Genomic DNA, 23,475 nt, shown 5'->3' on the forward strand with positions numbered 1-23,475 from the left:
GTCTCATGAGGAGGTCGGACGCACAACGAAAAAAGTCGCGACGACCGGCCGATCCGGAGAGTCGCGCTGAGGAGTCGGGAGGAATCCGAAGGGAGGCCCGGCGCTCAATTGACAGCGAGTGATTGCATTCCTAGAGTGAAGGTGCGACCCTCCCGATTCGTCGCCCCCCGTTCCAACGAGACCGAGCGTCCCGGGATCGCCGCCCATCCCTCCGCCATCGCCGCGAGGGCGAGGCGGGCGACGCGCTGCGCCCCCCCGGGGCGGACCTTCGAGTCTCCAAATCTCCCGCGAGACGCCCTTCGATGAGAGGCATCGAGTTTTACGACCGGCTCCTCGACATCCCCGGGCCGGGGGTCATTGCTCAGCTCTTTTACGCGGGCGTCTTTCTGGTCGTCGCGGCGGTCGTGTTGCTGTCGCTGGACCGCGTCCGCTACTTCGCCCGCGCGCTGGGGATCGTGGGAGTTCTCTGCTTCCTACTCGCGCTTGGACTGATCCACGAACAGAAGGTCGTGGAGAAGCGAGACGAGCACGTTACGGTCACGCACTGGCGGTATTCGTCTTCGGCGCGGTTCCAGGTGCGGGTGGCCCTGCTGGGACTGCCGGCCGCGGCGGCCTTTCTGATGGCCCAGGGATACTGGAGCACGCAACGCCGGCAGCGGTCGAAGGTGCCCTCGCTCCTCAAGGACGGGCGCGTTCGACTCTTCAAGGGAGACCTTGACGGCGCTCAGGCGGATTTCGATGCGGCGCTGAAGATCTCCCCCTATCTGGGCGACGCCTACTTCCAGCGCGCGGCGGTATACGAGGCCCAGGGGCGTTTCGACGACGCCGTCGCCGATCTCGACCAGGCTCTGCGCTGCGATCCCCAGATCGCCGCCGGCTATCTCGCTCGCGGTCGCCTGTTGACCCGGAGGGGAGACCTGCAGGCTGCGGAGCTCGACCTGGACCGCTACCTGGCCATGCGCCCCAGCGACGTCGAGGGCTATCTTCATCGCGGGCTTTGCCGCGTCCGCGAGGGGCGCGACGTCGATGCGGTAGCCGACCTTCAGCGCGTCCTGAAGATGACCAATCATTCCGACTACGCCGATCCGGCCCATGCGGCGCTCAAGACGCTGTACGACCGCGTCCCCTCCGCTGAGGAGACCGAGGCCCTCTCGCCTCCCGACGCTCTCGGAAAGTCGGTGCTCGATGCGCTTCCCCGCTATGACGAGCACGCCGGCCCGCCACAGATCGAGGCTCAGGAGGGAGTCGCCAGCAACCTGCCGATCGCTAGCCCCAGCGCCGCGGAGCCGAGCCCGAACAAGACGCTTCCGCCCAGGTAGATTGCTCCCAGGAACGGACGATCTCGCTCAATGAGGCCCATGGCCTCCAGGGTGTACGACGAGAACGTCGTATACCCCCCGAGAAATCCCACAACCACGAACAGCCTTGCGGAGTCGTTCCCGGGGAACCTGTGAACCAGGACGGCCGACGACAGCCCGATCAGGAACGAGCCCGTGACGTTGATGGCGAACGTCGCCCAGGGGAACTCCAGCGGGGCCCACCGAGCCATCCAGACCGCTTGCCAGTATCGTGCGTTGACCCCCAACGCGCCGCCGATCGAGAGGACGACGATCTTGATCCAGGCATTCGTCATGAGGGCGGGATGATTCCCTTCTTGATGATGATGTTGCCGTAAAGGGCGCCCTCGCCGGTGGCCACCACGCCGAAGGTGGTCTTGGCCCGCTCGTAGAAGGCGAATCGCTCGATCTGCTCCATGGCGATGTGCCGCCCTTCGGCGCCGTCGAGGATCCGCTGGTACTCGGCCCAGATCGGGGCCGGGTCGCCCGGCTTGTCGATCCGCCTCATCACGGCGGCCGGATGATCGACGAACGAGTCCAACGGGAAGAGTTGCAAGATCGCTTCCAGGATCACGGGGACGCTGTGGCCGTCGGCCCGGACTAGCCGCTTCGCGCAGGTGACGGCTGGGAAGTTGGCGTCGGCGATCACCAGTTCGTCGCCGTGGCCCATCTGGGCGATCATGAGCAGCAGTTCGGGAGACAGGATCGGCGGGATTCGCTTGAGCATGGTCGACGCCCTGGCGGGGACGGGGGAGGTTCCACTTCGACGGCGTCCAACATAACGCCGTCAGCGGGGCGACGCCACGAGGCTCCTCCCCGGGTTGGGTCGTTCCCGGCCCCAGCCGGCTCGCTAGTCCTTGATCGGATCTCCGACGGAAGCTCGCCAGGCGTCGAGCTTCGCCTGGAGGACGGCCTTCTCAGCCTGAGCGGCGGGGGCGTCATACAGGTTGCGCGTTTCGCCGGGGTCGTTGGCGAGGTCGTACAACTCGTCCATGAAGTTCGTCTTGAGATGGCGGACGAGCTTCCACTTCGGCGTCCGCACCATGCGCATGTACGCCAGGGCGCCGTTGTGGAGGTCGTACGCTCCGTAGACGTCCTGGTCCCAGTCGCTTGGGGTCTCGCCGCGGAGCAGGGGGGAGAAGTCTCGCCCGCGCTGGGAGCCGGCGGCGACCGGAACTCCGAGCATGCCGCAGACGGTCGCCATCGTATCGATGTTGCGAACCGTCTCGTCGATGACCGTGTTCGGACGCGCGACGCCCGGCCAGCGGATCAGCAGCGGGATCCGGAGCGACGTATCCCACATGTTGGGCCGCGTAGGCCCCTCGACGCCGCCAGCGATCCAGCGGCCGTTCCCCTTGTGCTGGATGACGTGCTGGCCAATGTTGTAGCCGTGGTCGCTGGTGAACATCACGATGGTGCGGTCGGCCAGCTTCAGGGAGTCCAACTCGTCCAGGATCCGGCCGAGGTTCCGGTCCACCGCCCGAATCGCCGAGTAGTACCGGCGAGTGGCGGTCTTCACCTTGTTGCGATCGAGGAGCGGAGAATCCGGGATTTTCGGGTCCAGGTCCTTGTAGACGGCCTCGTCCTCGGGGGGCATCGGGGCGTAAGGGACGTGAGGCTCCCGGTAGTGGACGCTGATTGCGAACGGGCCGTCCTTGTTTTCACGCATCCAGCGCAGGACCTCGTCGGTCATGACGTCGACGCTGAAGAGGCCGTCGAAGGTCTTCTGCTTCCCCTCAACCTCAAAGGTCGGGCTCTTGGGCGACCACCCGCCGCCGAGGTGACCGAAGAAGTGGTCGAACCCGCGTCGGGTGGGGTGCTGGTCGGGATTCACGCCAAGGTGCCATTTGCCGACCAGGGCGGTCTCGTACCCGGCTTTCTGCAGCAGCCCCGGCCAGGTTTCGACGCCGACCGGCAGACCGACGGCCGCCTCCACTGGCGCGATCCAGTCCGTGATGCCGACCTCGATCCCGTGACGCCCTGTCATGAAACTCGCCCGACTCGGCGAGCAGACGGGCGTCACGCTGAAAGCGTTGGCGAACCTCGCCCCCTCCTTCGCCAGGCGATCCATGTTGGGCGTCTTCGCTTCGGGATTGCCGTAGCACCCGACCGTCCACGCGGCCTGATCGTCGGTGACGACCGCGATGATGTTCGTCCGAGGCCCCTCGGCGGCGACGACCGCACCCGAGGTCGCGATCATGGCGAGGAATGCGAAGATCCGTTTCATGGAAGGATGCTCCGAGGGAAGGAGACGTGGGCGAGGCTCGATCGCCGCTGACTCGCAGCATTGTGAAGAAACGGGTCCGCTCCATCAAGGAGGCCCCGTCCCATGGAGCGCGAGGCCAGGATTACCTGATCGCGCATCGTGCTGCGAACCTGCGAGACGCTGTGGTGTCACTCAAGTGGCTCGCCGTCGAGCATGATTGCAGACGACGCGAGCCTCCGGTATAGTTTCGCTCGGCGGCTCTGAAGGTCCTTCCTTCTATGTTTTTCAAACCCTAGGGCCTTCGCTTTCCGCTTATTCTTGAGCGTCCCGCCGGGGTCCGGTCGGGACGTTCGCGTTTGTGGGGCAAAAGCGTGAACGCCCTTTACCTTCGTCGACGCCTGAAGGTGATGCTCCCCCAGGGAGACGGAACGACGCCGGTCAATGTCGTCGCCACTCTCCAGAAGAACCTCGAATCGCTGGGGTTTCTTCTCGACGAGGACGTTGTCGAGGAGCTGAAACGCCTGAGCCCGATTCAGCTGGACTCCTTCTACCAGCGGTTGGTGAAGGACCTCCGCGCGATGGTCGGCGCGCACCGGACGTTCAGTCCTATGTACCCGAACTTCCCTGCCCAGGTCATGGACATGACCGAGGCGGAACTCTATCTGAACGCCTTCCGCCACTACTGGACGCACAGGCTTCCGGAGACCGAACCCAAGGCTCGCGACCCGCTCGAAGACTCGCCAAATTTACGGATCATTCGGCTCGGTACGCGCGAGGATTTCGAGAACGTCTTTACGCTCCTCGCTCGGTCGAAGTCGCCGTTCTCGCCGCAGGATCAAGAGGACGTGAAATGGTTCATCGCGCAGTATCGCGATGGAATCAAGCGGCTCATGCCGGAGCATATCCCGTGCAAGGAGAACCTGGGGGTCCTTGGTGCCGAATTGATCCGCAATACGTCTGACGCTGAGGCCGTGCTGGGACCGCACATCAAGACCGCTACGGACGTGCTCCGCCTCGCCGCGGCGATGAGCGGCGGCGACGTGTCTCTGGCTCAAGCGTGCAGATTCGGCAAGTTCCGCCGCGCCGAGCGGACCCTGCTATTAGGCTGGATCGAGCGGGCAACTAGCCGCACTGAGGACATGCTCCGGTGGAAGCAACGCTGGATCCGGCTGGGCGAGCGTCTCCACCCGGGCGAGTATGCAGGCCGATTCCCAGAGACGGCGGCGGCCTTCGATGTACTCCGGAACGGCCGGCCGTTTGAGACGTTCAACTCGCGCGTCGAGAGGAGCTTGCTTCGCAAGGACGTCGATAGCGTGCTGGATTTGCTCGATGACCGTCCGGGCGAGTTGGCCCGGCGGCTGGATCATCTCACGCGGCTGGGGGACGATCGCGACGCGATCGTCGCCCGGTTCGCAAGCCGGGCCGACAGGGTATCGACTCCCGTTCTCCTCCAGGTGCTCACGTACTTTCGGCGTCGAGGCGAACCGGCCGACCTTCGGACGTTCTTCCCCAAGGGGAATATCGCCAAGGTCTACGCGATCCACGAGGCGCTTCCGGCCCTACCGGCGGGAGTGGATGAGGAACTGTCAACGATCTGCGAACAAGCACTCCTTGACCGTTTCTCGAAGCTCCCGCCGCTCGGAGCCTGCTACCTCGACGACATGTTGAGGAATTATCTGGTCCCCTTCTCCCAGCGGTCGGCGTCGAAGACCCTCCGAACCCTCGTGCGCGGCAGTCGCCTCCCGCTGCCCGAGTGCACGACGATGCGATTCTTCGTCTGGTGGAAGAACGGGCGCGGTCGGGTAGATATCGACCTCTCCGCGGCGATGTACGACGCGGACTTTGGTTATATTAGCACGCTGGCCTACTACAACCTGAAGGACTACGGGGCGCACCACAGCGGCGACATCGTCGATGCGCCGCAGGGCGCGGCCGAGTTCATCGACGTCGACATTCCGAGGTGCCTTGAGCGCAAGGTCCGATACGTCGTCATGTCCTTGAACAGTTTCACTCGGCAGCCGTACTGCGACTTGCCGGAATGCTTCGCCGGATGGATGGCTCGCGAGCAGCCGAACTCGGGGGAAATCTTCGAGCCGAAGACCGTGATCGATAAGGTGGACCTCGCCGCAGACACCCATATGTGCCTCCCGGCCATCTTTGATCTCGTCGGACGTGAGATCGTCTGGGCGGACATCGCCTTCGCCAGCCGTCCGCAGTTTGCTAACAACGTCCATAACAATCTGAGCGGCGTTTCTTTGATGCTCCGGGCGTTGACGCACCTTCGAAAGACTGACCTCTATTCGCTCTTCGACCTGCACGTAAAGGCGCGAGGGACGAGGGTCTCGGTAGCCGAAGGCGCCGATACCGTCTTTTCCGTCGATCGAGGGATCACGCCCTTCGACCTGGACCGAATCGCCGCTGAGTTCATGTGAGCGACGTCGGCTTGTCCTGATTTCGCAGCCCTCTACTTCCCGATGCAGAATCGACGCCCTCGGTGCGTTGAGTGCGCAAGATGCACGAATTTTCGGGCATTGTGGGTGCTCGAGGCGAGCCCCGGGTGTCTGGAATGCACGCTCTGCGTCGGGTTCTGTTCCGGAGGTGTTCCGCAACGGGATCACCATCGAGGGCTATGCCACCCTCACTCATTCAGGTTGCCCTCGGACTCAACGTCTGCCACTGCCGGATCGCCAGTTCGCTCGCCTTCCTCACAACATCGGACAAATCGCACTGATAGAGCCAAGAGCAGCTAAATCCATTCAGTTCCACCAACCACAATCTCCCTTTCGATTCGCATATGTCCATCATAAATATCGGATCGGGTCGCCAGGACACGTCGGCCAGTATGGCCGCCGCGAAGTCAAGCACCTCGACGGGACAGCCGGCCGCAATAGACTTTGTTCCGTCCTCGGAGTACTGGCTAGCCGCGATGACCTTGTCCTCGGCGACGATCAGACGCCATTCACGACCTATCTCCTTTGGAGCGGCGATCACGACCTGGGTCGCCGGATCGTAGCGAGTCGGAGACAAGGCCGCGGCGAATGACTCGCTATGTACGCAGCGTCCGACGAAATGCTTTTGACAGCCCGCTGGGCGGGCGAAAACCTCATCGTCGACCCCGAAAACTGTGAACACCCAATCGCTCTGCCGGATAGCTTCGACACCGGGCATGATTGCGTAATGTTGATTCAGCAGGTACTTCCCGTAGTAGGCGAAGTAGGTTGAACAATCGAGTTTCTCGGCGTCGCACCAGGCGCCCGGGGCCCACTCGTGGTGAAGTTGGATCTGGCGAGCGAAGGGGAAGGTCCCGTACCCGATCACGCACCGGTCGGGCGGGACGGGTTGGCCGTCGATGGCTAGGCTGGCTCCAGCTTTGAGCGAGCCGTGAGGGACGATGCTCCCGATCATCCCCTGCCGCCGGATCTCCGACAAGAGGAGGTCCGCTTCGTCGCGATAGACGCCAGCCTCGATCAGCCACGTCGGATTCATTGGTGACTCACGAACTACAACGCCGGGTAGTCTTACGCGTCTGACCCTCGCACTGCGGAAATCAATCCTACCGAATCACCATCATTACATGCATCAAGGATATAGTGTAATTCGCCAATCGAAGGCGGATTGACGGTCTCCGAGGTTGAGTCCTTGATTCGGTCTTCGCGATCGCTCTCGGGTCAGTTTGTTCGAGTTGAACCGTTCTGGACCTGAACTCGTGCAGATTCCGAAGCTCAACCTATCTCACGACCGCTTCCGACAGAATGTCGTTCCTGACTCTATCTAGGGTTCTGTGCCGAATTCTGTACCGGTCAGACGCCAAGGATCCAGTTCAGACCAAGGGAAGATATCGCAAACAACTTTTTCCCAATGGTTTGCGACATGTGGCGCGAAATATTCTCGCCATCTTCTCCCGATTCGACATCGACTCATTTTCCTATGCAGAACCGGGCGAAGATCCGGTCCAGGACGTCATCGGCCACGATGACGCCCGTGACTTCGCCGAGGTCATCGAGGGCGGCTCTCAGTTCGAAGGCGATCAATTCGTCGCCGCCGCCGGCGAGCATCACGGCGGCGGCCTCGCGGATGGAGGCCGAGGCTCGCGTCAGGGCGTCTCGGCAGCGGGCGGAAGTGCCCGTCGTTGAGGACTCGCTCTCGCGACGGCGGATCGCATTGGCGATCGTGTGTTTCAGTCGTTCGAGTCCCACGCCGGTCCGTGCGCTGGTGGCAAGCCAGGGCGTTGGGTCGTCGCCTGGAGGGGGGGCGAGGTCGGACTTGGTCCAGATGGGGATGACGCGGTCGTCGTCGGGAGTCTGGGAAGTCCGGGCGTCGGACGAGGAGCAGGCGAGGATCACGTCGGCGCGGTCGGATGCAGCCGACCGGCGGTCCTGGGCTTCGGCGGCGATCGCGTCGGCGGCGGATTCCATCCCCGCAGTGTCGACCAGCTCGACGACGAGTCCGTCGCAGGGGCAGGGGGCCGACAGGGTGTCGCGGGTGGCGCCGGCGACGGGCGAGACGATCGCGTGATCGTCCCCCAACAGCCCGTTGAACAGACGGCTCTTGCCGGCGTTGGGGAGGCCGACCAGGACCACGAGCGGGGCGTCGCCGGAACGGTCGCGACGGCCCAGGCGGGCGGTCAATGCGTCGAGGGCGACCGCCTCGCGGTCCAGTTCTTCCGCCAGCGCCGCGCGGCCGATGGGATCGACGTCGGCCTCGTCGACGAAATCGAGGTCAGCCTCCAGGTGGGCGAGGAGGTCGAGCAGCCGGTCGCGCAGGGCCTCGATCGGGCCCGCCAGTCCGCCAGCGAGCTGCTCCAACGCTGCGTCGAGGCGGCGGGCGTCGCGGGCGTCGATCACGCCCAGGACGGCCTCGGCGCGAGTCAGGTCAATTCGGCCGGAGAGGAAGGCTCGGAGGGTGAACTCGCCCGCCCGCGCTGGTCTGGCACCCTGGGACAGAACGTGCGCCAGCAGGCGGTCGAGCAGAGGAGGCGAGCCGAGCGTATGGATCTCCGCCAACTCCTGCCCGGTGTAGGTCCGAGGAGCCGGCCAGAGCGCGAGGCTCGCGGGGAGGAGCGGACGGAGGCCGGCGAGTTGGTACGAGCCGGCGATGACGGTGGGACGCCTCGGCGACGGTTCCGAGATGGCATACGCGTCCGAAACGACGGCCTTCCCCCCTGGAGGGGGAAGGTGGCCCGAAGGGCCGGATGAGGGGGACGACCGCTGTCGGACGTCTATCCCCCGACTCGTTACAAATCCCGAGGCGATCTCCCCCTCATCCGACCCCTGCGGGGTCTGCCTTCCCCCTCCAGGGGGGAAGGCGTCAGATTTGGGTTCGAAGTTCGCGAGGGCGACGCGCCACGCGCCGGGACCGGATAAACGAACGATGCCGCGAAGGCCCCCGCCGGGTGCGGAGGCCTTCGCGGCGATCAGATCCTCGGTGTCGAAGGCCGACGACATGGCCGGGCCGCGATCACTTCCGCCCGGGGCGGGCGGGGGGCTTGCGGCGGTCGCGGTCCTTCTCGACCTCCTTCTCTTTCTCCTTGCTCCGACCGTCCCGGGTCGCCCGGTCGTCGATCATCTTGCGGTAGGTCGGATCCTTCTTGGCCTCTTCGAGGACGCGATTCCAGAGCTGGGCGATGCCGCCGGTGGGCTTGGGGGGAGCTTCCGGCGAGCCCTTGGGGCCGCGGCCGGGGCCGTCCTCGCCCTTCGCGGGGCCTTCCGTCCCTTCGGCCGGATGCTCGTGGATGATCTTGGGGAGCAACAGCCGCTCGCCGATCGTCCAGAGGCTGCTCGTGATGAAGTAGATGCCCAGGCCCGAGGGGACCTTGTAGAACATCACGGCCATCACGATCATCATGTACTTCATCGTCTTCTGCTGCATTTCCGCCTCGGGCGTGGTGGCCGGCGGGGCGAAGAGCTGCGTCTGGAAGAGCATCAGACCGACGACCAGGATCGGCAGCAGGTTGAACCAGTGGCCGAGGAACGGCAGGTCGAACGGCATGCGGAAGAGCATGTCGGGCGCGGCGAGGTCGTTGATCCAGAGGAACGGCGCCTGACGGAGCCCGACCGTCGTATTCAGGGCCTGCCAGAGGCCGACGAAGATCGGCAACTGGATCAGGGCCGGCAGGCAGCCGGCGACCGGGTTGGCGTTGTGCTTCTTGTACAGGGCGAAGGTCTCGCGAGTGAGCTTCTCCTTGTCGTCCTTGTACTTCTCCTGGATCGCCTTGAGGTGGGGCTGAAGCTCCTGCATCTTCTGAGCCATCAGCGCCTGCTTGCGGCCCAGGGGGAACATCAGCATCTTGACGATCAGCGTCAGCAGGATGATGGCGACGCCGTAGTTGCCGCGAACCCCGCCGAAGAGCGCCGAGACCTTCTCAGTCAGGGAGTACGTGAACGAGAGCATCGGCGTGATGAACAGCTTGGCGATCGTCGGGGCGAGGGGGATGATCCCCTTGCGGTAGACGGCCAGTTCCTCGGCGCCGTAGGGAGCCAGGGCCTCGGGCGTTTTGGCGCCGGCGAAGACCTTGAAGGCGAACGTCTTGGGCGTGTTCGGGCCGACCTTCACCGGTCGGGAGCTGATCCGCACGCCGACGTCCGACTTCTGGAGATCCTGGGGGTGGGCGTGAAGGAGGACGCCCTGAGTCTCGCGGTCCATCCGGTCGTCGGCGCTCTTCGAGGCCAGAACTGGGGCGACGAGAATCGCGAAGTACTGGTTCTCGATGCCCGCATAACGCAGCGGGTTGACGGTCGACTCGAAGGCCTTGCCGGTGGCGATCTTGTAAGCCGTCTCGGTCTCCAGCGCGGTCGAGCCGCCGGAGGCGGCGGTGCCGAAGAAAACCTCGCGGAACGTTGAGGTGTACCACTCGCCTTCGATCGGGATCCCGTAGGGGCCCAGCAGATTGAAGGTGAAGGAACGCTCCTGGTCGTCAGGACTCTCGAACTTCAGGTCGAGTTCCAGGCCGTCGGCGCCCTGCCAGAGCCGGAACGTCTTGGTGACGATCACACCGTTGGCGGCCCTGGTGCGGAAGACGACTTCCTGGCCCTGGGCGGACGGGACTTCCCCGTTCGCCTCGCGGCTGATCGGACGCACGGCGCGGCCCTGATCGTCGCGGACGACGTCCCAGAGTTCGGCGTCGAGGAGATCCTCGCTCGGCGGCGCATCAGGGGTCGCGGCGGCAAGCTGGGCTCGATCCGCGGGACGCAAAGGCGAGCTGCGGCCGGCGACTTCGGACGGGCTGAGCGTCAGTGCCAGCGAGGGGGGCCAGGCGGCGGAGAAGAGCGGCTTGGATCGATCCCGGCCGATGAGCTGCATCGGCAGGTGGGGGTTCTTCCGCCCCTCGAAGTCGGCGTCGTAGCGCGACGAGAAGACGGACTCCACGCCCGCCCCCTTCTGGTCAAGCTGGACGGCCAGACGATAGCCGCCGGGCGTCTTGTCCTCGGCCGAGCCCATCGCCAGTTCGGTCGGCGGGACGAGATCGGCCTTCGGCTTGGGTGCCTCTTTGACGGCGGCGGATTCCGTGGACGGAGCGTCGCCGGGCTTTTTCTCGGCGTCGGCGGGCTCCGCCTTCTTGGCTTCATCCGCCTTGGCGACCGCGACGGGAGGCTTCTTGGCGGCGTTGCGGGGCGCCAGGCCGAGCTTTTCGAGGAGATAGGGGAACCCCACCATCCACAAGAAAATCAACATCACGAAGAGGACGAGACGCTTCTCATTGCTCATGAACCAGGATTCCCGGAGCCGTGTGGCGGAGGCGAGGGATGCAGCGGCCGACCAGTTCCGGGTCTTCGGAACGAGTTTGGCAGATCCTAAAAGTATAAGGACGCCGTCGAGCACCCTTCTCGATTGTCGCGAGGGGTCGACGAAATCGCAAGACGCCCTGCGCGTCCGCGTGAGGGCGTCCCGAGATCAGGGGTGGTGGGAAGGCGGCTTAGCGGCCCTGGCGGAGGCGATCGCCGAGGAAGGGTTCCAGATCCGAGATCGAGTGGATCTTCTGGATGGTCTTCTCGAAGTCGTACGGGACGCGCCGATAGGCGATGTGAGCAGGACGGGAGCCTTCGCCCTCGTCGAGAATCACATAGCAGGCTCGCGGGTCGCCGTCGCGAGGCTGGCCGACGGAGCCCACGTTGATGAGCAGCTTGCCCTCGCCCAGAGTGTATTCGTGGTCGATCTCGTCGGGGGCGAAGAACTGATAGCCCTCGGTGAAGATCCCCGGAACGTGCGTGTGGCCCTGGAAGCAGTAACGCTCCACCAGTTGGAACAATCGTTCCATCTTGCGATGGTTGTAGATGTCCTCGGGGAAGATGTACTCGCTCAGGGGGTTCCGGGGCGAACCGTGGACGAAGAGGAACGGGGGAGCCTTGTGGGTGCGGGGCAGTTCCCCGAGAAATTCCCAGCGGCGCTCGTTGCCGGCGCGGTCGGTCGAGCTTTCCAATTGCGACCGCGTCCAGAAGATCGCGCGCTCGGCGCCGACGTTGAAGCCGTCGGGATCGAACATCGCCCCCTGGTCGTGATTACCTAGCAGAGTGACCTTGCAGTTATCGATAACGAGATCGATGCACTCGCGCGGGTTAGGGCCGTAGCCGATCACATCCCCCAGGCAGAAGATCTCGTCGACCCCCTGGCTCTCGATGTCGCGCAGGACGGTCTCCAGCGCTTCGAGGTTTCCATGAATATCGCTGATTAACGCACGACGCACCGAGGGGAATCCTCCGACGAGGGGAGGGGAGCGGTCACCGGAGAAACGCTGCGACGGGAATCGGAGCGACCCAGCAATCCGTCGCGAGGACGCGAACACCCTCCAGAGTATCTTACTTTATGCCCATGGCGAGGGGGAATTTTCGCCCCCGCGGCGGCTTTCTTCACGGTAGGAAATTTACGTTCTTCACAATTTTAAGAATAGGGCGAGAGACGACGACGGGTCAAGGTTCATCAATTAATGGAGGATGGAAGATTGCTTGCGTGTCTCTTTTCCGCATCGTCCGCCGAGAAGGCGTGGGTGACGGGCGGCGCGTGTCGGCGATAGAATCGGGACGAGATTCGATGCGACCTTCCCTCCCCAGGCGAGTTTTTCAGTGGCCCCTCACCCGTTCGTGCTGGCTCTCGACACCTCCGGCGACCGCTCGGCGATCGGCCTGCGAGCCGCCGATGGAGCCCTTTTCGAGGCCGAGACGGACGCCTCGCGCAAGCACGGCCGGGATTTGCTCCCCTCTCTTCGTAATCTGCTCCGATCGGCCGGCGTAAGACCGGCGCAGATTGGTTTGATCGGCGTCGGATTGGGGCCTGGATCGTATACAGGTCTGCGAATCGGGCTCACCGCGGCGCGGACGCTCGCGTATGCGGCGGGGGCTCGGTTGGTCGGTTTCGACAGCCTGGAGGCCGTCGCCCGCAACGCCCCCGAGGACGAGACGCACGTGATCGTGGTCGGCGACGCCCAGCGCGGCGAAGTTTATGCGGCCGAGTTCGTCCGGGAGGCCCCCGGCGCTCCGCTCGTCGCCTGCGGGCCGAGCCGGATCGAGCCGCTTGCGGCCTGGTCGGAGCGCGTTGAACCGGGGGCTTTCGTGATCGGCTCCGGCCTGCGGTCGCCGACCATCCGATCGGCGCTCGCGGGACGCTCTCTCATCGAGCCCGACGATTCGATCCATCGTCCGTCCGGCCGGCGGATGATTGAACTGGTGGATCGAGTCGCTGAGTTTGGGGCTCAGATCGAGCCCGACGACCTGGATCCCAACTACCTTCGCCGGAGCGCGGCCGAGGATCAATGGGACGCCCGCGCTCTGGGGCGATGATGCGCCGCGTTGTGATCGGCGGCCGGTCGGGGTAGCATGAGCGAGTCTTGACCGCCCTCGACCTCTCGGAGGATCCTGGATTGTCCGCTTCTCCAATCGCCGCCCGCTCGTTCCGCTCCCCTCGTCCCGCCTTCACGCTGATCGAACTGCTGGTCGTCATCGCGATCATCGCGGTGCTGATCGCGTTGCTCCTGCCGGCCGTCCAGGCGGCCCGCGAGGCCGCTCGACGGGCTCAGTGCACCAACAACATGAAGCAACTGTCGTTGGCGGCTTTGAACTACGAGTCGACGCATCAAACCGTTGCAACCGGGGGCTTTACGCGGAGCGGGTCGTTGCCGGGGTCGAAGTGGAACTTCAGCCCGTTCGTCCACATGCTGCCGTTCTACGAGCAGCAGAACGTCTACAACATGGTGAACTTCTCGCCCGGCGTCTTCACGGCCGAGAATGTGACGCTGGCGGGAACGAGCATCTCGGCCCTCCAGTGCCCCAGCGACGCCACGGTCTACGACCTGACGCCGGTGGTCGCAACCCAATACGCCAGTCTTCCTTCCGGAACCTGGATGCAGGCCAAGACCAGCTATGGGGGAGTCGTGGGCTGCTGGAGCCTGATGCTCCATATCGACAACCCAACGTTCGCGGCTCGCAAGGCCAACATGAACGGCGTGATCTACGCCCACAGCGCCACCCGACTCTCCGAGATCACGGACGGCACGAGCAACACCATGCTCTTCGCCGAGCACAACCACGGCGCGTTCGATTCGGCCGGCCAGGCGCAGTACCACGGCTGGAATTCGGGCTTCTGGACCGACACCATGATCGGCGGCTACTACCCGATCAACGGAACGCTCAAGGTTCTTCGACTGAGTGACTCGGCGGCGCGCGACTACATCGCATTCAACATCGGCAGCCGACATCCCGGCGGGGCCAATGTGGGTCTGGCCGACGGCTCGGTCCGGTTCCTCAAAGATTCCACCGACTGCTGGCCGATCGACCCGACGACCAAGACGGCGGTTGGAGTCTCGTTCAACGCCGACGGCCAGGGGATCCAGACGATCGCACCTGGGACGAAAATCGGGATCCTCCAGGCCCTCTGCACGCGGAACTTCGGCGAGGTGATCTCCGCCGACTCCTACTAAGCCCACCGGCCGCACCATGCCCGACCCTCGCGACGACCAGGCCCGTACCAAGTCCACGTACGGGCTGCAGTGGAATCGGTTTCGGATCATCCGGGAAGACGAGGACCGGGCGACCTTCGCGAACCGGACGGGCCTGCGGCCGGGAGACCTGGCGGGCCGTACGGTGCTCGACGGCGGCTGCGGAATGGGGCGTTACCTGAGAATCGCCGCGGCCGACGCCCCCCGGTTGGCCGTCGGCCTGGATCTCAGCGAGGCGGTCCTCGCCGCCCGCGACCTGACCGCCGAACTTCCCAGCGTTTCGCTCGTTCGCGGCGACCTGCTCCGGCTCCCGTTCGCGGAAGGCTCGTTCGACCACATCTACTCGATCGGCGTCCTCGACCACACGCCCGACCCGAGAGCCGCCTTCCTCGGGCTCGCGAGGTTGCTCCGGCCGGGAGGACGCATCGCGCTCTGGGTCTACGAGCGCGAAAGTCCGGCCGTCGAGCGGATCATGAACGCCCACCGGGCGGTTTCGACCCGGCTCCCGCTGGGAATGCTGCTGGCGATGTGCCGACTCTCCGCGCCGATCGGCCTCCTGAAGCGGCGGCTGATGTCGAGCCGCTGGCGATTGGTGGAGCGGTCCGGCGTGGCGCTGCACGCGCTGACGATCGGCGTTTCGATGCACCCGGACGCCGAGGTGCGGGTTTGCGACACGCTCGACTGGTACGCGCCGAAGTTTCTCTCCCGCCACACCGTCGAGGAAGTTCGCGGTTGGTTCGCGGAGGCCGGGCTCGTCGACGTGGAGGACCTGAGCGTCGGCCAGGTGTTCCATCACGAAGGCCAGGGGAATGGGGTGAACCTGGCGGGAAGGAAGCCGGGTTGAGGAGGGGACGCTGGTCGTCACCGGTCCGCTTGACCGCCAGTCTCGATGATTTTTAAGATGAAAGCCGCCGCCGGGCGAACGCATCGCGGGGGGCGATCGTAGAAATCGCATCCGTCTTCTTTCGCGGCGACGCCCCGTCGTGCGCCGGCCGAAACGCCTCGGTCGTCCTAATCGGAGTTCTCCTCAAATGTTGCGGTGGATCTTGCTGGCGGTCGCGGTGGTCGTGCTGGCGGCGGCTTCGACTTTGGTCATGAATTCGGCGCCGGCTCCTTCACCGTTCGGCGTGCCGGTCGCTCCCACGGCGACGGGACCGCAGCCGAAGGCCGTCGTGGACGGCGACCTGACCTGGGAATTCGGCGAGATGGGTCAGCAGCAGACCGGCAAGCGGTCGTGGAAGCTGACCAATCAGGGAGAAGTCGACCTTCAGATCTGGAAAGGGTCGTCCACCTGCATGTGCACGGTGGCCAAGCTTCAGAAGGACGGCGACCGGCTGACGCTCAAGCCGGGCGAGTCCACCGACATCGACATCGAGTTCAAGACGAACTACGTCACGGGCGACTTCCACAAAGGCGCCAACATCGAGACGAACGACCCGCTGCACCCGACGTTCCCCCTCTTCGTGCACGGCAAGATCAACCCGCCGATCATCCTGATCCCCGACAACACGATCGATTTCCACACCGTCAACACTGACGCTCCCACCAAGGTCTTCGTCGCGCTCTATTCGCCGGACCGCCCTGAGACCAAGATCACCGAGATCAACACCTCGAAGCCCGAGTATCTGACGACCGAAGTCGTGCCGATGTCGGAGTCCGAGATCGAGAGCAGCGGCGGCAAGGTGAAGCAGGGGTACAAGATCAATATCGACGTCAAGCCCGGCTTTCCGATGGGCCTGATGCGCGAGGAGATCGTGATCCACACCGACCACCCGCATCGCCCCGAGATCAAGTTGACGGCCGTCGGCACGGTCGTCGGCCCGGTGAGCGTCGTGCCCGATCGGCTGCGGATGGTCACGGTCAAGAGCGCCGAGGGGGCGTCGTCTGAGGTCCATCTATCGGTCCGCGCCGGCAAAGAGGCGACTTTCACGGTCGCCAGTAAGCCCGACAAGCTGGAAGTCTCGATCACCCCTGAGGAATCGGCCGACGTCAAGGGTCGCTACAAGGTGACAATCAAGGTCCCCAAGGGGACTTCCACGGGACTGATCGACGGCGAAGTGGTGCTCAAGACCGACCTCCCCAACGCGGGTGAGTTGAAGATTCCCGTCAGTTTCCTCGTCGGCTCCAACTGATCGCGGCTGGTCGCGGTCGGGGATTCGGCCTTCTCGCCCCCCGGCCGCGGGGATAGACTCCAGCGACCGTCCGCCCGGAGTTGCGGGGGGGGGCTCGTTCCCCGCGTCTTCGGCCGGGCCGGGATGGATCCAGCAAGGAGGGAAGGACGTTGGACTCGCTTTCGATCCGGTCGCTTCTCGCGGTCGCGACCGCTGCCGCGCTTCTCGCCTATGTGGGATGCAGCCGCCCCGCCCCCGAAGGCGGCGGGGATTCGTCTGTCGTCACTCCCCCTTCCGCTCCCAGTAACGCCCCCCCCGACACGAAGGCCGCTCCAGCGCACGGCGAGGACAAGGCCGACTCCGCCGGCAAGTCCTCCAAGCTGTTCTCCCAGACGCCGGGCCTCAAGGCCGTGCTGGTGGTCTCGGGTGAGATGGACGGCTACATGGAGCCCTGCGGCTGCGCCGAGGGGCAGATGGGCGGCCTGATCCGTCGCTACGACTTCGTCGAGAAGATGAAAGCTCAGGGCGTCCCGGTCGCTCTCGTCGATCTCGGCAGCTTGATCAAGGATCCGGCCGGAGCGCGAGGGGGCTTCGAACAGGCCAAGATCAAGTTCGGGATCGCCCTGAAGGCCCTGGGGGCGTTCAAGTACAACGCCATCGCCCTCAGCGCGGACGACCTCCGTGTTGGGGTCGGCGAGGCCTTTGCCCAGTTCCTCAACGGGCTGGAGGGCGGGACGAAGCTGGTGGCGGCGAACGTCGTTCCAGGGGCGGGGTTCGAGACGGTCATCGTGCCGTCGGTCGTCGCCGAGGCCGGGCCGGTCAAGCTGGGGATCACCGCCGTCGTCGACCCCCAGGCGCTCGCCAAACTATCCGACCCGGACAAGGACGCCCTCATCCAGACCGTCAAGAAGCCCGACGAGGTCCTGGGCGCTGCCCTCAAGGAACTGGAGGGGAAGAGCGACTATCAGGTGCTCCTCGTCCAGGCGCCTCCCCAGGAGGCCCAACGACTGGCCGCAGCCTATCCGGGTTTCGACGTGGTCGTCGCCACGTCCGAGGCTCCCGACCCCACGGCCGACCCCGAGATGGTCAACGACGGCAAGACGATGATCGTGAACGTCGGTCGTCGCGGGAAGTACGTTGGGACGGTCGGCTTCTTCGACGGTTCCGCACCGAAGTACCATCGTCAGGCGCTGACGCCGCCGGATGGACCGGGAAACGTGGTCAAAAAGATCATCGAGGACGAGTATCGCGGGCTGCTGAAGGCCGTTGGGACCGTCGAGAACTTCCCTCGCCACGATTACGTCGGCGGCGCTCCGGGCGCGAAGTTCGTCGGGGCCGAGTCATGCAACCAGTGCCACCCGAACACGTTCCTCAAATGGTCGACGACCAAGCACGCCCAGGCGTTCACAAAGCTGGAGCACGATCCCAAGCCGAACGTGATCTTCGACGCCGAGTGCATCACCTGCCACACGACGGGCTTCGAGTACAACAGCGGCTGGAAGTCGGCGGAGGCGACGCCGAACCTCAAGGGGAACCAGTGCGAGAACTGCCACGGCCCGGCCTCGAAGCACGTCGCCGAGCCCGACAACCTGGCCTACCGCAGCGCCCTGAAACTGACCATTGAGCAGGCCGAGCGCAATCGGGTCTGCTACCGCTGCCACGACGAGGACAACTCGCCCAAGTTCAAGTTCGAGGAGTATTGGCCCAAAGTCGAACACAAGGGGCTCGACAAGTACACCGACCCGAAGGTCCACCAGCCGAGTCAGTGAGTAAAGTGATCGACCAAGGTCCGGCCTGACCGAAGTCCCCTCTCCCACCGGGCTGACGACCCGACACTATCTCAGGAATAGCGACCATAACGGCCTTCCCCCCTGGAGGGGGGAAGGTGGCCCGAAGGGCCGGATGAGCGGGACGACCGCCATCGGACGTGCATCCGACGGTTCCCTCTCGATCCCACGCCAGTCGTCCCCCTCATCTGACCGCTTCGCGGTCTGTCTTCCCCCTCCAGGGGGGAAGACGTCTTGATCGCAGCCGTTGATAAAGTGTTGGGTCGTCAGCCGTCGGGAGACGGGACGAGGGGACGACCCTCGTCGATGGTCCGAAAGGAAGAACTCCATGCCGCAGACCGCCGAGCCGACCACCAGCGCGACCACGATCCCCAAACAGACGCGTCTCGAGCGGATGAGGGCGGACTATCGCCAGGACCACCAGAATCCGATCAACCACTTCCTGCACGTCGGCGTCGGCTGGCCGATCATGGCCCTGGCCGTGATCCTGGCCCCATTCCGGCCCTGGTGGGCCTTCGGCCTGTTCTGCCTCTCGTACGCAATCATGTGGATGGGCCACTTCGTCTTCGAGCGCAACCTCCCCACCGTCTTCACCCAGCCGACCACCCCCTTCGTCATGGCCTGGTCCGTAACCGGCCAGATCCTCTCCGGGATCGGGCGACTGGTGACCGGGAAATCGAAGCAGGCCTGAATCGGGGTTGGGTTCAGACCCCCACCGCTTCGCGGGCCTCGCGGAGCATCTCGCGGGCTTCGCGGCGGGTGGATTCGACGGCGGAGTCGCCGCGGAGCATGGCGGCGATCTCGGCGACGCGTTCGGTCTCGGCCAGGGGGGCGATGGTCGTCTTGGTTCGGCCCCGCTCGACTTGCTTGCGGATGACCCACTGCTTGCGGGCGTAGCTGGCCATCTGCGGTAGGTGGGTGACGCAGACCACCTGATGATGCTTGGCCAGGTCGGCGAGCGTTTTCCCCAGCGCCGAGCCCAATCGACCGCCGACGCCCGTGTCGATCTCGTCGAAGACCAATGTCGGGACGCGATCGACGGCCGCCAGCACGGCCTTGGCCGCGAGCGTCACGCGTGAAAGCTCGCCGCCTGACGCGATCTTGCGCAGGGGCTGCGGGACCTCGCCGGGGTTGGCCAGGAAGATCATTTCGACGCGGTCGGCCCCGAATTCGGGGGGAGGGGAGACCGTCGGGTCGTCCCCCAGGTCGCGGGATTCGACCTCCACGGTCAGCCTGGCCCGCTCCATCCCCAGCGACTTGAGCCGGGCCTGGATCGCCTTGCCGAAATCCTTGGCCGTCTTGCGCCGGCCTTCGGTGAGCGACGCCGCCGTCCGCTTGACGCCGGCCCAGGCCTCGGCGAGGGGTTTGTCGAACTCCTTCAAGTCGGTCTCGTGCCGTTCGATGGTCGCGAGCTTCGCCTCGACCTCGGCGCGGAGGGCGGCGAGTTCGTCGGGCTTGCAGTGGAAGTGATTCGAGAGCTTGCGGTAGAGGGCCAACCGAGTCTCGACGTCCTCGAGCCGCTCGGGGTCCTCGTCCCAGTTCTGGCCCAGGTCGCGGAGGGTGTAAGCGACTTCCCGGGTCTCGTCGGCCAGGCGTTCGAGGGTCGCGGCGGCCTCGGCCAGTTCGGGGATGTCCTTCGAGAGCGGGCCGAGCGAGCGCGCGACGCGGCAGAGGATCTCCTGCGCCGAGCGGTCGGCCTCGTAGAGCATCTTGTGGCCGTCGACGGCGGCCGTCCGGAGGGCCTCGGCGTTGGCGAGGATGTGGGATTCCTGGACTAGTTCCTCGTGCTCGCCCGCCTTGGGGTCGGTGGCGGCGAGTTCCCCGCGCTCGAACTCCAGCAGGGTCTTCTCACGTTGGCGGGCCTGGGCCGAATCGATGAGGGCCTGGCGCGCCCGCCGCAGTTCGGCGTGCTTGTCGCGAGCCTGGGTGAAGGCGAGGTGCAACTCCTCCAGCCCGCCGAAGGCGTCGAGCAGGTCGCGCTGGCGGTCGGGGTCGACCAGGGCGCGGTTCTCGAACTGGCCGTGGACGTCGACCAGGCGCTCGGCCAGCTTCTGGAGCACGGCGATCGTCACGGGCATGCCGTTGACCTGCGCGGCGCTCCTTCCCTGGGCGGAGACGCGCCGGTTGACGATCAGCGAGCCGTCCTCCAGCGCGACGCCGAGCAATTCTTCCAGCTCGGCGCGCAGCCTCGGGCATTCGATCTCGAAGACCGCGCCGGCCCGCGCTTCGGGCTTGCCGGCGCGGACCAACTCGGCCGACGCCTTGCCCCCGAGCACCAGGCCCAGGCCGGAGAGCAAGAGGCTCTTGCCCGCCCCGGTCTCGCCGCTCCAGACGCAGAAGCCGTCCTCGAGCTCGATCTGGACGTCCTCGATCGTCGCCAGGTTCTGCACCGACAGTTCGCGAAGCACGTTCCGGGCCTCCAAGCCCCCCGCCCTCACCGGGACAGGGATGAAACCCACTCGCCCGCCCTTCATTGTGCCATTCGTCGGAGAACTATCCAGATGTTCTGTATGAAATTTTGGACACGCTCTGTCGCCTGGTCGCGATCGCGGCGACCCGGAGGGTGGGGGGAACCGACGCGGTTCGGACCTGGACCCCTGACATAATTTAAGACGTGCGTGCGGATTGCAACGGTGGCAAGCTGGAATTCGAGCATGTCGATCGGCCGCGTTGCCGGGTGGCAACATCGGCCAGGTGCAGGGGTTGGCGTTCGGCATGGCAAGTGCCTTCGATAGGCACCCGAAGCCTCGGCTGATCGAACCGACGGCCTCGAAAACATCTCTGCGAGGACGCACCGATGCCCGTCGAACCTTTTCGCGGCAGCTCCGAGCCGACCCTGGGCGTCGAGCTGGAGATGCAGATCGTCGACGCCGAGACGTTCGACCTCAAGCCGGTCGGCGACGACGTCATCGAGACGGTCCCAGCCGAGCTTGCGGCGTCGATCAAGCCCGAGCTGTATCAGTGCTGCGTCGAGATCAACACCGGGATCTGCCGGGACGTCGACGAGGCCGGCCGCGATCTGGAGGCCAAGCTCGCCTTCGTCCAGGAGCGTGCGGCGCGGTTCGAGGCGCGCGTGGCCTGGGGAGGCTCGCACCCATTCGCGCATTGGCTCGACCAGGATCTTTCGATCAGTCCGAGATATCATCAGCTCATTGAGGACAACCAGGACACCATCCGCCGCGAGCTCACGTTCGGCCTGCACGTCCACGTCGGCGTCCCCGACGGCGACACCGCCGCGCGGGTCTGCACCCGGGTTTCGCACTATTTGCCGGCGCTGCTGGCGCTATCGGCCAACAGCCCGTACTGGTGCGGGCGGGACAGCGGCCTGAGTTCGTACCGGCTCGACGTGATGGGCGTCGCGCCGACGGGCGGGCAGCCGCCGTTCCTTCGCGACTGGGATTCATTCGTCCGGCTGGCCGAGCGGCTGGCGGCCGTCGGTTCGATCAAGACGACGAAGGAGCTGTGGTGGGACGTCCGTCCCAGCGATCGATTCGGGACGGTCGAGGTCCGCATCTGCGATATGCCGACCGACCTGGCCTCCGTCCAGGCCATCGTCGCGCTGATCCAGTGCCTGATCGACCATATCGTCCTCGACACGGGCTTCCACCTCGTCGAGTTGAGCGAATTCGGCCGCCTGATGATCCGCCAGAACCGCTGGCGCGCGGCGCGTTACGGTCTGGACGCGGTCCTCGTCGACCCCGAGACCGGCCGCAACGAGGTCGCCCGCGACGCCATCCGCCGGATGGCCGACACGCTTGCCTCCACGGCCGAGAAGCTCGGCTGCTCCCACTGGCTCGACCACGCCCGAAGCATGGCCGACCTTCCCGACGGCGCCGCTCGTCAACGCGAGGTGTTCGAACGGACCGGCTACCTGTCCGACGTCGCCCGCTTCCTCGCCGGCGAGGTCGTCGGGGTGCAGACCGACTCCGAGGTCGAGATTTAGCCGCCGGGACTATTCGTCGCCCGTCTGGAAAGCCTGGTGCCAGCCAGACCATCCCGCGTTGGCCGCCTCGTGATCGATCGACCGGACGCGGAGCGCGAACCGCGCGCCGGCGGCGAGTCGATCGGCGTCGGCCAGCGGGCCCATGAACGAGCCGGAGGCGGCGTCGACCGTGACTCGGCGCGGGCCGGTGATCGGTTTCGACCGCCAGACGACGACTCGATCCTCGCCCGCGACCTCGACTTTCCAACCGCGGGCCGTCTCCGGCGCGGGGCCGCCGAGCAGCAGCACGGGCTGGCGGGGGGCGGTCACGGGCCCAATCGGCCGGGTCGAGATCACGAACTGGTCGAGCCACCGCGTCTGGCCGACGGGCGATCCGTCGTTCCAGTAGGATTCCAGGAACACGGCGTTGAGGCTGTGTTCGTCGTAGCGGCCCCGCCAGTCCAGGTTCGTTCGTTCTGACTCCAACCGGCCGTCGATCCAAAGTTGCATCAGGCCGTCGCGCTCGCCAGGCGTATTCAGCTTCACCCGGGCTTCCACGCAGACCCACCAACCGGCCTCGCCCGCGCTGCTGATCGGGAGCTTCGCCGTCGGCTTGTTCCCGAGCCACCGCAACTTCGGGAAGTCGTTGTAACGCGTCGTGACGACTCGATCGTCGCGGACGCCGGTGGCCGGGTCGAGCGTCAGGGTCTCGCCGCTCGACCAGACGTGTCCGATCATCGCCTGGGACCAGTTGGGCGAGGTGATCGAGGTGATCCGCGAGAGCTTCGCTTCGCCGCCGCCGGTCCAGCCGGGCTGATGCTTGACGTAGACGCGCCAGTAGACGTCCGAGAATCTCTCGCCTCGACGCACGACGCGGCCGGTCGGGCTGTCGCCGAAGAAGACCTTGCGATTGCCTCGGCCCTGCTCGCCCTTCTCATAGCGGCTGACCATCGATCGCCCCACGCCTCCGAAGGCGACCCGGTCGTCGAGTTCACCCTGGGACTCGGTGTAGCGCTTCTCGGGGCCGTCGAAGTCGTCGTACCAGATCGTCGCCGGGTCGTCGGCCTGCGGCTGACTGGAGCGGGGGACGACGGAGTCGATCCGCAACGATGAATCTTCGGCTGCGAACAGCGTCGCGGCGAGCACGATCCCGAGCAGGTTCATGGCGTCCCCTTTCCGTCCGGGCCT

The 23,475-nt window shown here is 65.4% G+C and carries 17 protein-coding genes and 1 pseudogene; 9 read left to right on the forward strand and 9 right to left on the reverse strand.

Annotation, left to right across the window (positions count from 1 at the left end):
* The first annotated feature begins 302 nt into the window (after nucleotides 1-302).
* A complete protein-coding gene (locus G5C50_RS29880; protein ID WP_165075151.1) occupies nucleotides 303-1,319 on the forward strand; it encodes a tetratricopeptide repeat protein in 1,017 nt (338 codons plus the stop codon).
* On the opposite strand, the gene G5C50_RS29885 is transcribed toward G5C50_RS29880, so the two are convergent.
* The 3 genes from G5C50_RS29885 to G5C50_RS29895 form a co-directional block, all read right to left on the reverse strand.
* Nucleotides 1,235-1,633, reverse strand: a complete 399-nt coding sequence (locus G5C50_RS29885) for a fluoride efflux transporter FluC (RefSeq protein WP_165075154.1) — start codon at nucleotides 1,631-1,633, stop codon at nucleotides 1,235-1,237. The genes G5C50_RS29880 and G5C50_RS29885 overlap by 85 nt on opposite strands.
* Complete coding sequence (locus G5C50_RS29890) at nucleotides 1,630-2,064, reverse strand: RbsD/FucU family protein (RefSeq protein ID WP_165075157.1); 435 nt, start codon at nucleotides 2,062-2,064, stop codon at nucleotides 1,630-1,632. The genes G5C50_RS29885 and G5C50_RS29890 overlap by 4 nt, the downstream gene beginning before the upstream one ends.
* Before the next feature lie 123 nt (nucleotides 2,065-2,187).
* Complete coding sequence (locus tag G5C50_RS29895; RefSeq protein WP_165075160.1) at nucleotides 2,188-3,564, reverse strand: sulfatase family protein; 1,377 nt, start codon at nucleotides 3,562-3,564, stop codon at nucleotides 2,188-2,190.
* Nucleotides 3,565-3,950: 386 nt separating this feature from the next.
* Between G5C50_RS29895 and G5C50_RS29900 the strand changes: the two genes are divergently transcribed.
* Nucleotides 3,951-5,975 (forward strand): TerD family protein, encoded by a 2,025-nt coding sequence (locus tag G5C50_RS29900; RefSeq protein WP_165075196.1) that lies wholly within the window; start codon nucleotides 3,951-3,953, stop codon nucleotides 5,973-5,975.
* Between the two features lie 214 nt (nucleotides 5,976-6,189).
* Here G5C50_RS29900 and G5C50_RS29905 read toward each other — a convergent pair whose 3' ends face one another.
* The 4 genes from G5C50_RS29905 to G5C50_RS29920 form a co-directional block, all read right to left on the reverse strand.
* Nucleotides 6,190-7,029, reverse strand: coding sequence for an ATP-grasp domain-containing protein (locus tag G5C50_RS29905; RefSeq protein WP_165075163.1), 840 nt, complete (start codon nucleotides 7,027-7,029; stop codon nucleotides 6,190-6,192).
* A 431-nt stretch (nucleotides 7,030-7,460) separates the two neighbouring features.
* Nucleotides 7,461-8,987, reverse strand: coding sequence for a tRNA modification GTPase (locus G5C50_RS29910; RefSeq protein WP_165075166.1), 1,527 nt, complete (start codon nucleotides 8,985-8,987; stop codon nucleotides 7,461-7,463).
* Nucleotides 8,988-9,000: 13 nt separating this feature from the next.
* Entirely contained in the window at nucleotides 9,001-11,247 is a 2,247-nt protein-coding gene (gene yidC / locus G5C50_RS29915) for a membrane protein insertase YidC (protein ID WP_165075169.1), read from the reverse strand.
* Nucleotides 11,248-11,455: 208 nt separating this feature from the next.
* Complete coding sequence (locus G5C50_RS29920) at nucleotides 11,456-12,223, reverse strand: metallophosphoesterase family protein (protein WP_165075172.1); 768 nt, start codon at nucleotides 12,221-12,223, stop codon at nucleotides 11,456-11,458.
* 376 nt (nucleotides 12,224-12,599) lie between these two features.
* On the opposite strand from G5C50_RS29920, the gene tsaB reads away from it, so the two are divergent.
* The 6 genes from tsaB to G5C50_RS29950 all read left to right on the forward strand — a co-directional run bounded on the left by tsaB (nucleotide 12,600) and on the right by G5C50_RS29950 (nucleotide 19,056).
* Entirely contained in the window at nucleotides 12,600-13,313 is a 714-nt protein-coding gene (gene tsaB / locus G5C50_RS29925; RefSeq protein WP_165075175.1) for a tRNA (adenosine(37)-N6)-threonylcarbamoyltransferase complex dimerization subunit type 1 TsaB, read from the forward strand.
* Between the two features lie 80 nt (nucleotides 13,314-13,393).
* Nucleotides 13,394-14,449, forward strand: a complete 1,056-nt coding sequence (locus G5C50_RS29930) for a DUF1559 domain-containing protein (protein ID WP_240907419.1) — start codon at nucleotides 13,394-13,396, stop codon at nucleotides 14,447-14,449.
* Between the two features lie 16 nt (nucleotides 14,450-14,465).
* The gene (locus G5C50_RS29935; protein ID WP_165075178.1) at nucleotides 14,466-15,311 is read left to right on the forward strand and encodes a class I SAM-dependent methyltransferase; all 846 of its coding nucleotides are present in this window, start codon (nucleotides 14,466-14,468) and stop codon (nucleotides 15,309-15,311) included.
* A 187-nt stretch (nucleotides 15,312-15,498) separates the two neighbouring features.
* A complete protein-coding gene (locus G5C50_RS29940) occupies nucleotides 15,499-16,599 on the forward strand; it encodes a DUF1573 domain-containing protein (RefSeq protein ID WP_165075181.1) in 1,101 nt (366 codons plus the stop codon).
* A 149-nt stretch (nucleotides 16,600-16,748) separates the two neighbouring features.
* Nucleotides 16,749-18,347, forward strand: coding sequence for a multiheme c-type cytochrome (locus tag G5C50_RS29945; protein ID WP_165075184.1), 1,599 nt, complete (start codon nucleotides 16,749-16,751; stop codon nucleotides 18,345-18,347).
* A 346-nt stretch (nucleotides 18,348-18,693) separates the two neighbouring features.
* Nucleotides 18,694-19,056, forward strand: coding sequence for a DUF962 domain-containing protein (locus G5C50_RS29950; RefSeq protein WP_240907420.1), 363 nt, complete (start codon nucleotides 18,694-18,696; stop codon nucleotides 19,054-19,056).
* Nucleotides 19,057-19,069: 13 nt separating this feature from the next.
* Here the strand turns inward: G5C50_RS29950 and recN are convergent, their stop codons facing one another.
* The gene (gene recN / locus G5C50_RS29955; protein ID WP_165075187.1) at nucleotides 19,070-20,773 is read right to left on the reverse strand and encodes a DNA repair protein RecN; all 1,704 of its coding nucleotides are present in this window, start codon (nucleotides 20,771-20,773) and stop codon (nucleotides 19,070-19,072) included.
* Nucleotides 20,774-21,162: 389 nt separating this feature from the next.
* On the opposite strand from recN, the gene G5C50_RS29960 reads away from it, so the two are divergent.
* Complete coding sequence (locus tag G5C50_RS29960; protein ID WP_165075190.1) at nucleotides 21,163-22,308, forward strand: carboxylate-amine ligase; 1,146 nt, start codon at nucleotides 21,163-21,165, stop codon at nucleotides 22,306-22,308.
* 9 nt (nucleotides 22,309-22,317) lie between these two features.
* Here G5C50_RS29960 and G5C50_RS29965 read toward each other — a convergent pair.
* Nucleotides 22,318-23,475: pseudogene (locus G5C50_RS29965) on the reverse strand (hypothetical protein); the annotation flags it as partial.

The sequence above is a fragment of the Paludisphaera rhizosphaerae genome (assembly GCF_011065895.1).
Classification (GTDB): Bacteria; Planctomycetota; Planctomycetia; order Isosphaerales; family Isosphaeraceae; genus Paludisphaera; species Paludisphaera rhizosphaerae.